General features: G+C 41.5%; 13 protein-coding genes. 8 read left to right on the forward strand and 5 right to left on the reverse strand.

The window, feature by feature from the left end; translation table 11 throughout:
- Positions 1 to 53: 53 nt before the first annotated feature.
- The 5 genes from KPF51_RS01695 to KPF51_RS01715 all read right to left on the reverse strand — a co-directional run bounded on the left by KPF51_RS01695 (position 54) and on the right by KPF51_RS01715 (position 4019).
- Positions 54 to 284, reverse strand: a complete 231-nt coding sequence (locus KPF51_RS01695) for a zinc ribbon domain-containing protein (protein WP_005720191.1) — start codon at positions 282 to 284, stop codon at positions 54 to 56.
- A 90-nt stretch (positions 285 to 374) separates the two neighbouring features.
- A complete protein-coding gene (gene fecE / locus KPF51_RS01700; RefSeq protein ID WP_061406206.1) occupies positions 375 to 1148 on the reverse strand; it encodes a Fe(3+) dicitrate ABC transporter ATP-binding protein FecE in 774 nt (257 codons plus the stop codon).
- Positions 1148 to 2140: a Fe(3+) dicitrate ABC transporter permease subunit FecD gene (gene fecD / locus KPF51_RS01705; RefSeq protein ID WP_005751104.1), complete on the reverse strand. Its 993-nt coding sequence runs from the start codon at positions 2138 to 2140 to the stop codon at positions 1148 to 1150. The genes fecE and fecD overlap by 1 nt, the downstream gene beginning before the upstream one ends.
- Entirely contained in the window at positions 2140 to 3123 is a 984-nt protein-coding gene (fecC, locus tag KPF51_RS01710; RefSeq protein ID WP_005722730.1) for an iron-dicitrate ABC transporter permease FecC, read from the reverse strand. The genes fecD and fecC overlap by 1 nt, the downstream gene beginning before the upstream one ends.
- A complete protein-coding gene (locus KPF51_RS01715) occupies positions 3123 to 4019 on the reverse strand; it encodes a Fe(3+) dicitrate ABC transporter substrate-binding protein FecB (protein ID WP_061406205.1) in 897 nt (298 codons plus the stop codon). Before KPF51_RS01715 ends, fecC begins: the two co-directional genes overlap by 1 nt.
- A 302-nt stretch (positions 4020 to 4321) precedes the next feature.
- Between KPF51_RS01715 and KPF51_RS01720 the strand changes: the two genes are divergently transcribed.
- The 8 genes from KPF51_RS01720 (at position 4322) to mraY (ending at position 13779) form a co-directional block, all read left to right on the forward strand.
- Positions 4322 to 5866 (forward strand): carbon starvation protein A, encoded by a 1545-nt coding sequence (locus KPF51_RS01720; RefSeq protein WP_005720201.1) that lies wholly within the window; start codon positions 4322 to 4324, stop codon positions 5864 to 5866.
- A gap of 282 nt (positions 5867 to 6148) precedes the next feature.
- The gene (gene mraZ / locus KPF51_RS01725) at positions 6149 to 6607 is read left to right on the forward strand and encodes a division/cell wall cluster transcriptional repressor MraZ (RefSeq protein ID WP_005720203.1); all 459 of its coding nucleotides are present in this window, start codon (positions 6149 to 6151) and stop codon (positions 6605 to 6607) included.
- 121 nt (positions 6608 to 6728) lie between these two features.
- Entirely contained in the window at positions 6729 to 7694 is a 966-nt protein-coding gene (gene rsmH, locus KPF51_RS01730) for a 16S rRNA (cytosine(1402)-N(4))-methyltransferase RsmH (RefSeq protein ID WP_005722737.1), read from the forward strand.
- Positions 7694 to 8011, forward strand: a complete 318-nt coding sequence (gene ftsL, locus KPF51_RS01735) for a cell division protein FtsL (RefSeq protein WP_005720207.1) — start codon at positions 7694 to 7696, stop codon at positions 8009 to 8011. The genes rsmH and ftsL overlap by 1 nt, the downstream gene beginning before the upstream one ends.
- 17 nt (positions 8012 to 8028) lie before the next feature.
- The gene (ftsI, locus tag KPF51_RS01740; protein WP_005751112.1) at positions 8029 to 9834 is read left to right on the forward strand and encodes a peptidoglycan glycosyltransferase FtsI; all 1806 of its coding nucleotides are present in this window, start codon (positions 8029 to 8031) and stop codon (positions 9832 to 9834) included.
- 9 nt (positions 9835 to 9843) lie between these two features.
- Positions 9844 to 11328, forward strand: coding sequence for a UDP-N-acetylmuramoyl-L-alanyl-D-glutamate--2,6-diaminopimelate ligase (gene murE, locus KPF51_RS01745; protein ID WP_061406203.1), 1485 nt, complete (start codon positions 9844 to 9846; stop codon positions 11326 to 11328).
- Entirely contained in the window at positions 11321 to 12703 is a 1383-nt protein-coding gene (gene murF / locus KPF51_RS01750; protein ID WP_005723033.1) for a UDP-N-acetylmuramoyl-tripeptide--D-alanyl-D-alanine ligase, read from the forward strand. Before murE ends, murF begins: the two co-directional genes overlap by 8 nt.
- Complete coding sequence (gene mraY, locus KPF51_RS01755; protein ID WP_005723035.1) at positions 12697 to 13779, forward strand: phospho-N-acetylmuramoyl-pentapeptide-transferase; 1083 nt, start codon at positions 12697 to 12699, stop codon at positions 13777 to 13779. Before murF ends, mraY begins: the two co-directional genes overlap by 7 nt.
- Positions 13780 to 13791: the final 12 nt, after the last annotated feature.

The raw sequence follows: 13791 nt of genomic DNA on the forward strand, positions 1-13791 counted from the left end.
CAAAAGTGCGGTCAGAAAAAAGCGAATTTTTGTGTAAAAAATTCGCTTTCTTTTTAATTGACGATCCAACTTGCAATCCCAATAACTAGTGCAAAGATCAGAAACCAAACAAGATGCAATTTCGCACTTTGTTTATTAATTTCTTGGTTATGTAACCGTCGTTCTTCTAATTTTTGACGGTAAACGGCTAAATCTTCCTCTTTAAATGAAAAGCCACAATTTGGGCAACTGAGTGCGCTTTCGCTGACTTTATGCCGACATTCAGGGCAACGGTGTAATGCCATGTTCTCCTCATCAGTTTCGTTATTATGACGACGCGATATTAACATAAACGTAAAAGTGCGGTCAGTTTTTTAAGCATTTTTTGTTTTATTTTAATGCGCTTTCAAAATAAACATTGGGGTGAAACTGATCGGATCTTGATGAATCTCTACATTGAGATCAAACACCTGTTTTAATAAGTGTTCGGTCATCACCTCGTGTGGCGTGCCTTGGGCAATTAATTCCCCTTGTTTAAGTACAACTAAATAATCACAATAGCGACAAGCTTGGTTCAGATCATGCAAGACCGTAATGACCGTTTTACCTTGTTGCTGTAGGCGTCGCATCATTGACATCAGTTCAGCTTGATGGTTGAGATCGAGATAAGTTGTGGGTTCATCTAATAAGACAATATTGGCATCTTGTGCTAATGTCATCGCTAAAAAAACGCGTTGCTGTTGTCCTCCAGATAAATCAGTAGCGAGTCGTTCTGCGAATGCGTCTGTCTGGGTTATCTGCATTGCTTGTGTTACTATCTTCTCATCTTTTTCACTGAGTTTTCCCCAAAGATTTAAATACGGTGAACGCCCATAAGCCACTAACTCACGCACTTTAATACCTTCTGGTACCAGGTGTTGTTGTGGTAGAAACGCTAAGGTTTTAGCGTAAGACTTGGCCGTGATCTGCCAAATATCTTGCTTTTGATGTTTCACTTGACCTGACTTGGGTTTCAGCAAACGTGCAAGCGCTTTTAATAACGTGGATTTTCCGCAGCCATTCGGTCCAATTAACGCAATGACTTTGTTACTCGGCAAGCGCAAATTGAGATTAGAGACAATGGTTTTATCTTGATACGCCAGTTGTAAATGTTCTACGGTTAAGCTCATTATTTCGTTCTCATTAATAAATAGAAAAAATACGGTGCCCCTAAAATTGCGGTGAGGACCCCTGCGGGAATCTCCACTGGGGGGGCAATAATACGGGCTAAAATATCTGAAATCAGCAGTAAAATTGCCCCTAACAGTAACGCCGCTGGCAATAAGGTTCGATGACGACCGCCTACTAAATGGCGAGCAAAGTGCGGTGCGACTAAGCCGAGAAATGCGATTGGACCACAAATCGCAACCGCAGTGGTGGCAAGCGCCACAGAAAGTAGCAACACGATGATCTGCATTTTGTGAAGGGATACCCCTAAAGTGGCGGCTTTGTTTTCGCCTAATGCTAAGGTATCCAGATCACGACAGAACAGAAAAGCCAAAGGCAGTAGCACAAGCAACCAAGGTAACACCACCAATAAGTAAGACCAACTCCGTCCCCATAGGCTGCCGGTTAACCATAACATCGCGGAGTTAATATCAACTGGATTGGATAGCATTAGATAGTGGCTTGCTGCAGCCCATAAGGCAGACAGCGCGACCCCAATAATCGCCATTTTCAGGGGACGAAAATGTAAACCACAAATAAGCCAAAGTAGCAGAAAAGACAAAATACCACCAATAAAGGCAAAAATAGGTAACCAGTAAAAAGCAAGTCCCGGGAAATAAATCAAGCTAATCACCGCGACTAGCCCTGCCGCGTTGTTGATACCGAGAATATCTGGCGAGGCGAGGGGATTTCTCACCACACTTTGTACTAATACGCCAGAAACTGCTAAGGCACTGCCCATTAAGATCGCGAGCAAGGCACGTGGCAAACGATATTCCATTAACGTAAAGTGATTTGCGTCTTCAGGGTGATGTAAAATCTGCCAAATTTCACTGATAGAGAGATGATAGGTGCCTAGCTGTAAACTTAAACAAAAGAGTATCAACAACAGCAAAAGTGCGGTTGGATAAAAAGGTATTTTAAAGCGTGTAAGTGGTTTGCTATTGGCTGCCATTATCGTTTTCCTCGCGCAAATAAGACAAAAACAGGTGCGCCGACTAAGGCGAGGATCGCGCCCGCAGGGATTTCATTTGGAAACGTGACTGCACGGGCTAACATGTCTGCGATAAGCATCAGACAACCACCCAATAACATTGACATTGGGAGCATCTTACGTAAATCATAACTGATCCAATAACGCGCTAAATGAGGAATTAATAGACCAATAAAGGCCACCGGACCGGCGACACTGACACTGGAACCAATGATCAGGAGTGCCACAATATTTGTCATCCAACGTAGCTTAAACAGATTAACCCCAAGTGATTGTGCAGATTCATCACTCAGATTGAGCAAATTCAGTTGGCTAGCAAAGAACGTACAAAAAAGTAGGCTTAACACGAAAAACGGTAAAATGATCCACCATTCTCCCCAACGCGCATGGGCAATTCCACCAGCAAGCCAATTCATGATATTCGCAGCATGATCTTCGGCAATAATAATCACTAATTTTGTTAATGCAGCACAAAATAAAGACACGGCAATCCCTGCCAGAATTACGCGGTTGCGTTCTGTACGTGCATGCCATCCACCACTAATCAGCATCACTAATAACCAGCTTAATCCTCCACCAATACTGGAAATGAAGGCAATGCTATAACCTGAGAAAAAACTAGGCATGACCGCCGTTGCTGTTACCATCGCTAAGCTTGCACCTGCATTGACACTTAATAACGAAGGCGAGGCTAAGGGATTACGCGTGATAGTTTGTAACAATGCGCCTGCGACGGCCAAATTAGCGCCCATCGCTATGGCAACTAAAGAACGAGGTAAGCGTAAATCGAGGATAGTGATTTGGACTAATTCATCGTCGAGTCCGATGAATGCCTGAAGGGTTTCCCACGCTGAAATCGGGGTTGGGTAGTATAAAAATAAGCTTCCCCACAAAAGCCCAAATAAGATGCCTGTGGGGAAGCTCCAACGTAGAAAGGTTTTCATTATTTGGCGGATTTCGTTACAAAGTCTTGGACTTCTTTAGCCATTACTTCAGCGGCATCAATACCACGTGCTCTTGCCCATAAATTATCATTAGCTAAGATGACTTGACCATTTTTCACCGCAGGGATAATTTTCCATAAGGCTTCATTTTCCCATTTTCTTGCAATACTCTCATCACGATAATGGATTAAGATCATCAGATCAGGCTTTTCTGCCGCCACTTGTTCTAAGCCAACCGAAGCATTAGGTTGGTTATCGGCACGGGCTTTTGGCATTTGATAACCTAGCACTTCCACTAAGCCACCAGCATAGGATTCGCTATTATATAAATTAAATTGGGTTTCACGTGAAACACCGATAATCGCTTTTTTCCCTTTTGGTAACGTTTTGGCGATGTCCGCAATATCCTGCTTATGTTTTGCAATACGCGCTTGCATTTCTTTTGATTTACCTAATAAATCACCGATTTTTTGTGCGGTTTCAAGGTTTTCTTGATAGTTCTCATGGCGAGAATTAAAGACGACTGTCGGCGCGATTTTTTTGAGTTCTTCATAGACGGCAGAATGGCGATTATCATCGGCAATGATCAAATCTGGTTTAAGTGCAGAAATCGCTTCTAAACTCGGTTGAGAACGCGTCCCCACTGATTCCCATGGCTGCACTTTATCGCGTACTTTTTGCAGAATACGGGTTTTATCATTGTCATCTGCGACACCAACAGGGCTGACACCAATTTGTGCAAGTGCATCCACATAAGAATATTCTAAGACAACAACACGTTTAGGTACGCTATCTAAGGTAAATTCCCCTTTTTGATCTTTGACGGTAACAGCAGAAACGAATTGGCTTGCCATCAATAAAGTCACGGCAAGAGTGGAGGTTAAGACAGTTTTCATGTTGGCTTTCCTTGTTGGAGTGAAAAATAAAAATTTGGCTAATTATACCGTTATGCACAAATGAAAGTAATTATTATTTTTATTTATATCTGGTATGACAAGTGTGGAGAAAAGGAGGATATACCACACCGAGTGTGAGGAAAGTCGCGTGAAAGCGTGATATTTATCACAAAGTTGTAACTATTTTGCAATGCGAGCAGGCTTGCTTGTTTACTTAATAATTACAACTGCAATAAAATACGCACGGCTTTTGCATGAAAAAGTTGTCTAAATATTTAATCTACTAAGATAGGTACTCTATTATGTTATGGTTCTTCTTTTGCGTTGCAATATTAGTTTTGGGCTATTTTGTATACGGCAAATTTATTGAAAAGATCTTTGTGATCAACCCAAAAAAAGCAACACCCGCTTATACAATGAACGATGGTGTTGACTACATGCCAATGTCAACTAAAAAGATTTGGTTGATTCAATTATTAAACATTGCAGGAACAGGACCAATCTTTGGACCAATTCTCGGTGCTTTATATGGACCAGTCGCAATGTTATGGATTGTGATCGGTTGTATTTTTGCCGGTGCAGTGCATGATTACTTCTGTGGTATGTTAAGTGTGCGTAATGGGGGCGCGTCAATGCCAACATTAGCAGGTCGTTATTTAGGCGCACCAGTGAAAGCCTTTATTAATATGCTTGCGGTAGTGTTATTACTTCTCGTTGGTGTGGTTTTCGTTGCTAGTCCAGCAAAATTATTAAGTACTATTACCATGGATAATTTGGGTGTCGTAGAGAGCGCAGGGGCGGCTGCAACCGTATTTGGTTATGATGCTGCTACCGTCTTAGTGATTTGGACAACCATTATTTTTGTTTACTACATCATCGCAACTTTATTACCGATTGATAAAATTATCGGTCGTATCTATCCGCTATTCGGTGCTTTATTACTGTTCATGACATTCGGTATGATGTTTGGCTTAGTCAGCAGTCATTTAAATAGTAATGAGCCAATCGAGTTTTTCCGTACAGTAGGTGGATTAGAAGTGGGTAAATTCTTTGAGAATTTACAACCAAAAGGTGATTTACCAATTTGGCCATTATTATTCTTAACTATCTCTTGTGGTGCATTATCTGGTTTCCATGCGACGCAATCGCCATTAATGGCACGTTGTGCACAAAATGAAAAAGAAGGTCGTTTCATTTTCTATGGTGCGATGATTGCTGAAGGGGTGATTGCCTTAGTTTGGTGTGCGGTAGGATTAAGTTTCTATCAAGACCCAACAGAATTACAAGCTGCGATTGCAGCCGGTTCACCGTCAAAAGTTGTATATGATTCTTCAATCTACTTCCTCGGTGCTGTGGGTGGTGTATTTGCAATTCTTGGTGTGGTGGTATTACCAATTACCTCTGGCGATACCGCATTCCGTGCAGCACGTTTAATCATTGCTGAGTTCTTTAAATTTGAGCAAAAAACATTGGTGAAACGTTTAGTGATTGCTGTTCCATTGTTTGTGTTAGGGTTCATTGTATCGAAAATTGACTTCAGCGTATTGTGGCGTTATTTCAGCTGGGCAAACCAAACGACAGCAATGGTGATGTTATGGACTGCAGCGGCGTATTTATTCCGTTACGGTAAATTCCACTGGGTTTGTACGCTTCCAGCAATGTTCATCAGTACCGTTTGTTTCACTTACTTAGCGTATAACAAGATCGGTTTTAATTTAGACTATCAACTTTCTGTTTATATTGGTATTGGTTTAACCGTGTTCTGTACTGTCTTGTTCTTTACGTTATTAAAACCAATTGCTAAAGGTGATCCTGATGCCTTGGTTGACGATTTAGTCAAACAATAATCTCGTTTTTTATCTCATCCGATGCCCTGTTGATCGTTGATTGATAGGGCATTTTTGTTTCTGCTGTTTAGTCTTTTCGTTTTTTATGATGAAACTCAGTTTTTCTTTTTAATGCTATAAAAAAATAGACAAAACTTTGCATTAGAACGCGTTAAATTGCTTGCAAGTTAAGCGAACTAATAATAAACTTGAATAAAAGTGGTAATAAGTGGAGTTTTGTGGTAAAAAGTTGGAAAAATTCCCAAAATTCATTTGTCGCAATCATAAAAAGGGAAACAACTTATGTTTCGTGGCGCATCAGCAATTAACTTGGATTCAAAGGGACGTATTGCGATCCCGACTCGTTATCGTGCTGAAATTATTGAACAAAATGCAGGGCAAATGGTCTGCACAGTCGATATTCGCCAACCTTGTTTGCTACTTTATCCATTAAAAGAATGGGAATTAGTTGAACAAAAACTTTCAGCACTAGCAAATTTTGATCTCACACACCGTAGCCTTCAGCGCGTTATGCTTGGGTATGCCACTGAATGTGAACTGGATAGTGCCGGACGGATATTAATTAGCGGACCTTTACGCCTTCACGCTAAATTAGAAAAAAGCCTGATGCTTGTTGGGCAACTCAATAAATTTGAAATTTGGAGCGATGCGGAATGGCATGCTCAAATTGAACAAGATATGGCGTTGGGTGCAAGTGGTCAGTTTGCACTATCTGAAGAATTAAAAATGCTGTCATTATAAAGAAAGTCAACTTTCACACAATAGAACAGCAGCACTAGCAAAAGGTAAGCGGTGCTAGGCACCGCCTTATCTTCTCTTAATTATTTTAATTTCCTTTTATTTGTACCGTTGGTAAATAGTTATGAACGATAAAGATCATTTTTCATCACCTGCGCATATTACTGTCTTACTCAATGAGGCAGTAGCGGGTTTAGCCTTGAAAGAAAAAGGTATCTATATCGATGGTACATTTGGACGAGGTGGACATTCTCGTTTAATCCTTTCCCGTTTAGCCGATAATGGGCGTTTGATTGCGATTGATCGCGATCCACGTGCTATTGCTGAGGCCAAGACGATTCAAGATCCCCGTTTTCATATTGAACATCGCAGTTTTTCTGACATTCCTCGCATTTGTGAACGATTAAATCTTGTTGGTAAAGTCGATGGGATTTTATTGGATTTAGGTGTTTCTTCTCCCCAGTTAGATGAAGCAGAACGCGGCTTTAGCTTTATGAAAGATGGTCCGCTTGATATGCGTATGGATACCACACAAGGTTTATCGGCACGTGAGTGGCTGCAACAGGTATCAGAACAAGATTTAGCTTGGGTGTTAAAAACCTTTGGGGAAGAACGGTTTGCCAAACGCATTGCACAAGCGATTGTGAATTATAACAAACAGGCGTTACAACATGGCACGGAACCATTGAGCAGAACCTTGCAATTAGCAGAGCTGATTGCCAATACGGTGCCTTTTAAAGATAAACATAAGCATCCTGCGACACGAAGTTTTCAGGCGATTCGGATTTTTATTAATGCAGAATTAGATGAACTCGAGAGCGTGTTGAAATCAGCTGTACAAGTGCTCGCGCCACAAGGGCGATTAGCAATTATCAGCTTTCATTCGTTAGAAGATCGCATGGTGAAACACTTTATGCGTAAGCAAAGTAAGGGAGAAGATATTCCTAAAGGTTTGCCTTTACGTGATGATCAAATTCAGCGGACACAAACTTTAAAAGTGATTGGTAAAGCAATTATGCCAACAGAGCAAGAACAACAACAAAATCCGCGTTCTAGAAGTGCAGTATTACGTGTAGCGGAGAAGTTGTGATGTTAGAGAGTCAAGATCGTTATCCATTACAAAATATTATTTTAGATGATTTGTTTAGTGCTAATAAAACCCTCATTGCTTTGTTGTTTTTGATTGTGATGACTGCATTAGGCACTATTTGGATTACGCATCAGACCCGAATTTTAGTGGCAGAAAATGGTCAGCTCGTGCTTGAGCATCAAGCGCTTGAGAATGAATATTTAAATTTGAAATTAGAAGAAGCCACGCAAAGTGATAATACCCGCATTGAAGCCATTGCGCGCCAATTAGGGATGAAGCGCGTTGAGCCAGAACAAGAAGTGTTGATCCTAGAGTAGCATTTGGGGATAACAAGATGGTTAAATTTAATACGACGAAGAAAATCAAAAAAGTCAGATTCGCTAAAAATGACGCAATTAAGCTCAATAAACCCAAAATGGTTTATGAAAATAGCTTTTTAAAATGGCGTTATTTTTCGTCATTGCTCATCATTATTGGTTGCTTGGTGGTATTAATTGGAAAGGCTGCCAGCGTGCAAATCATCAATTCAGATACTTTAACTGATGAGGCGGATAAGCGTTCCTTACGTATTCAAGAAATTCAATCAGTTCGTGGTTCGATTCTCGATCGGCATGGTCAATTACTCTCTGTGAGTGTACCAATGTATTCCATCGTTGCGGATCCTAAAGATATTTTTGACAAAAACTCTTTCCTTGATAAAGAGCGTTGGAAAGCCTTGGCTGAGGTGCTCGGCATTTCATATCATGACATGATTAAACGGATTGAAAAAAATCCGAAATCTCGTTTCGTTTATTTATCACGTCAAGTTTCTCCAACTGTGGCTGATTATGTCAGAGAGTTAAAATTAAAAGGTGTGGTGCTTAAAAATGAAGCACGCCGTTTTTATCCTCGTGTCGAAGAAGTCGCACATTTAATTGGTTATACCAATATTGATGGGGATGGGATTGAAGGTATTGAAAAAAGCTTTAATTCAATGTTGATCGGTAAATCGGGTTCGCGTACGTATCGTAAAGATAAATTTGGTAATATCGTTGAAAATATCGCGGATGTGAAAAAATACGATGCACAGGATGTGACGTTAAGTATTGATGAAAAATTACAATCCATGGTTTATCGCGAAATTAAAAAAGCAGTGGCGGAAAATAAAGCCGAATCAGGTACGGCAGTATTAGTAGATGTAAGAACAGGTGAAGTGTTAGCGATGGCGAATGCCCCGTCTTATAACCCAAATAATCGTGTCGGAGTCAAAGCTGATTTCATGCGTAACCGAGCGATTACAGATACCTTTGAACCGGGCTCTACTGTCAAACCGTTTGTGGTGCTTGCCGCCCTTCAACGTGGTGCAGCTAAACGTAATGAAGTAATTAATACTGGACCTTTAGTGTTGAATGGACATGAAATTCGCGATGTGGCACCACGTGATCAATTAACATTAGATGGCATTTTAGAGCATTCCAGTAACCGAGGGGTGAGCCGTTTAGCATTACGTATGCCACCCAGCGCGTTAATGGAAACTTACATGCATGCGGGACTTGGTAAACCAACGGATCTGGGGTTAATTGGTGAACAATCTGGCTTACTTAATGCGAACCGTAAACGTTGGTCTGATATTGAACGTGCTAACGTGGCTTATGGTTACGGGATTAATGCGACACCATTACAAATTGCACGAGCTTATGTGACACTTGGTAGTTTTGGTATTTATCGTCCACTTTCGATTACCAAAGTGGATCCTCCCGTAATTGGTCAACGCGTGTATCCAGAAAAGATTACCCGTGAAGTGGTCAATATGATGGAAAAAGTGGCGATTAAAAATAAGAAAGCTATGGTGGAAGGTTACCGTGTCGGCATTAAAACGGGGACGGCGAAAAAATTAGAAAATGGGCGTTATGTGGATAAATATATCGCTTATACTGCCGGCGTCGCACCTATTTCTGATCCACGTTATGCGTTAATTGTCTTAATTAATGATCCAAAAGCGGGACAATATTATGGGGGCGCTATTTCAGCACCGGTGTTTTCCAGTATTATGGGCTATGCGTTACGTGTGAATAATATTCCACCAGATGCGATGCCACAAGATAAAATGGCAAGACGCGTTGTGCGTTTGAATAGTGATAATGGAACAACGACAAACTAAGAAGAAATTATGCGAAGATTAACCGCACTTTTGGGGCAAGTTGAACTTGCCCCAAATATTGAATTGACGGAAATGATTCTAGACAGTCGGGCTGTAAAGCAAGGCTGTCTTTTTGTTGCATTACAGGGGCACCAAGTTGATGGACGTCAGTATATTCCGCAAGCCATCGCCAAGGGGGCAAGTGCGGTGTTGGCTGAAACAGAGGATGCACAGCAACATTTGAGCACGAAAATAGAACAAGGGGTGCCGATCATTTCGTTTTATCAATTAGGCTCTCACCTTTCTGCGTTAGCGGGGCTTTTTTATGATAATCCGTCGTACAAATTGACCTTGGTTGGGGTGACGGGCACGAATGGCAAAACTACTATTTCGCAATTGTTAGCGCAATGGACAACATTGTTGGGGCATCGCAGTGCTGTGATGGGAACGATTGGTAATGGGTTGTTGGGGCAGGTAAAAGAAGCAACCAATACCACTGGATCTGCGGTGGAAGTTCAAGCTTCTTTAGCGGATTTTGTTACGCGAGGTGCAGATTTCGCCGCGATTGAGGTTTCATCACATGGACTAGTGCAGCACCGCGTTGAAGCGTTAGCCTTTGATGTTGCTATTTTTACCAATCTCAGCCGTGATCATTTGGATTATCATCAAAGTATGGAAAATTATGCGTTGGCCAAAAAACGCTTATTTACCGAATTGAATTCCCGACACCAAATTATTAATGCAGACGATAGCGTCGGACAAACTTGGTTACAGGAACAACCCAATGCAGTAGCTGTCAGCTGTCAGACAGATTTCCAACCTCATCAAGCTCATTGGTTGAAAGCAACTGCGATTCAGTTTAGTCAGAAAGGTGCACGAATTCAATTTGAATCAAGTTGGGGAAAAGGCGAATTACATAGTGCATTGATAGGGCAGTTTAATGTTAGTAATTTGCTGTTGGTGTTTGCTACCTTACTTTCATTGGGCTATGACATCGAAAAACTCATGAAGACGGTGCCTCAATTAACGGGGGTGTGTGGTCGGATGGAAAGATTAAGTGCATCAAACCAACCTACCGTGATTGTGGATTATGCGCATACGCCAGATGCGTTAGAGAAAGCTTTGCAAGCAGCGCGATTACATTGTCAGGGGAAATTGTGGTGTGTGTTTGGTTGTGGTGGTGATCGTGATCGTGGTAAACGTCCTCTCATGGCGAAAATTGCGGAGCAATTTGCTGATCACGTGATTGTGACAGATGATAATCCGCGTACTGAATCCGCGGCGCAAATTGTGCAAGATATTCTGGCTGGATTTGAACATCCGCAACACGTTGAGGTCTGCCACGCTCGAGATCAAGCGATTATTCAGGCATTACAAAAAGCAGATAGCGATGATGTCGTGCTGATTGCGGGAAAAGGGCATGAAGACTATCAAATTATCGGCACACAGAAACAGCATTTCTCTGATCAAGAAACCGTACAACAGTATTTTAAGGTAAATCATCACCATGCTTAAATTAACAACAAAACAACTGGCAACGATTTTACAAGCCGAATTGGTGGGCGAGGCAAATGTTGTTGTAGAGAATATCAGTACAGATACGCGTCAGCGTGTTGCCAGTTCACTCTTTTTTGCCTTAAAAGGTGAACATTTTGATGCGCATAATTATTTAGATAAAGCCGTCGCACAAGGGGCAAACGCCCTTGTGGTTGAGCGTGCGGATACGCAAATTTCAGTGCCACAGTTGATCGTTAAGGATACACGCATTGCACTTGGTGAACTTGCCAAATGGGTGAAACAGCAAGTGAATCCACGCACGCTAGCGATGACAGGATCATCCGGCAAAACTACAGTAAAAGAAATGACCGCTAGCATTCTACAAAGTGCGGTCGGTGTTGAGCAGGTTTTATTTACACAAGGTAATTTTAATAATGATATTGGTGTGCCTTTAACCTTATTGCGTTTAACCGAGCAACATCAATTTGCGGTGATTGAATTAGGCGCAAATCATCAAGGTGAAATCGCTTATACCACGGGGTTAGTACAACCGAATGTGGCATTAGTGAATAATGTGGCTGCTGCTCATCTAGAAGGCTTTGGCAGTCTTGAAGGCGTGGCAACAGCCAAAGGTGAAATTTATCGTGGTTTACAGCCGGATGGTGTGGCGATTATCAATAAAGAGCATGATTATCGCAGTACGTGGGCGAAGGATATTGGTGCTCACAGGGTACAATATTTCGCTTATCAAGATAACACAGCCGATTTTTATGCCGATAATGTTATATTTCATGAAGCGGGATCGACTTTTGATTTATGTACACCACAAGGGAAAACCACGATTCATCTCCCTTATTTGGGGGAACATAATGTCAAAAATGCTTTAGCTGCCTCTGCGTTAGCCATGAATGTGGGGGCGACATTAGCGCAAATCAAACAAGGTTTAGAAGTTCGCACACAAGTGAAAGGGCGGTTATATCCAGTACAACCTTGTGACAATCTCTTATTACTCGATGATACTTATAATGCCAATGTGGATTCATTACAATCAGCGATTCGTGTTCTACAAAAATATGACGCATTTCGAATTTTAGTTGTTGGAGATATGGCAGAATTAGGCGAAAATAGCCAAATTTGTCATCAACAGGTGGCGGAATGTGCGAAAGCAGCGCAATTAGAGAGGGTGTACTCGTTTGGCAGCGAAAGTGCGGTGATTTCTCAAGCATGTTTAGGTAAACATTTTACGGATAAAGCGTTGTTGTGCCGTGAACTAACGCAACTGTTGAGTGAAAAATTAAAAGAAAACCAAAAAATCGTTTTATTAGCAAAAGGATCACGTCGAATGCAAATGGAGGATGTGATTAATACTTTAAGGGAAAACTTTGTATGTTAGTTTGGCTCGGTGAGTTTTTACAACAATATTACAGCGGATTTAATGTGATCTCTTATATCACAGTACGTGCCATTTTAGCGTTATTAACCGCACTTTTGGTCTCGTTGTGGATTGGTCCGAAAGTCATTCGTCGTTTACAGCTACTCAAATTTGGTCAAGAAGTTCGTCATGATGGACCGGAAAGTCATTTTAGTAAACGTGGCACGCCAACTATGGGCGGTGTCATGATTTTATTTGCGATTACTGTAAGTACTTTATTATGGGCGAATTTGGCGAATCCTTACGTCTGGTTTAGCTTGTTTGTGTTATTAGGTTATGGGGCAATTGGGTTCGTGGATGATTACCGTAAGATTACCCGTAAAAATACCGATGGCTTAATTGCACGCTGGAAATATTTCTGGTTATCTGTGATTGCGCTTGTTGCCGCCTTTGGCATGTATGCGATTGGTAAAGATACGGATGCAACCCGTTTAGTCGTGCCTTTCTTTAAAGAAATCATGCCACAATTAGGTTTATTCTATATTATTCTGACTTACTTTGTGATTGTGGGAACCAGCAACGCCGTCAACCTCACTGACGGTTTAGATGGATTAGCAATTATGCCGACGGTCTTAGTCGCGGGAGCATTTGCGTTGATTGCGTGGGCAACCGGTAACGTGAATTTTGCAGAATATTTACACATTCCTTATATCAAATTTAGTGCTGAATTAGTGGTGTTCTGTACGGCGATTGTGGGCGCAGGGCTTGGTTTTCTCTGGTTTAATACTTATCCGGCGCAAGTTTTCATGGGCGATGTTGGCTCATTAGCCTTAGGAGGCGCCTTGGGAGTGGTTGCGGTGTTAGTCCGCCAAGAATTCTTATTAGTCATTATGGGCGGGGTATTTGTGGTCGAGACACTCTCCGTTATCTTACAGGTGGGGTCTTATAAATTACGTAAACAGCGTATTTTTCGTATGGCACCCATTCATCATCATTTTGAGTTAAAAGGCTGGCCAGAACCACGCGTGATCGTCCGCTTTTGGATTATTTCCTTAATGCTGGTCCTTGTTGGGCTCGTTACCTTAAAACTTCGCTAAAACACAAAACGA

Source organism: Pasteurella sp. XG20, assembly GCF_018968665.1.
Lineage (GTDB): Bacteria > Pseudomonadota > Gammaproteobacteria > Enterobacterales > Pasteurellaceae > Pasteurella > Pasteurella multocida.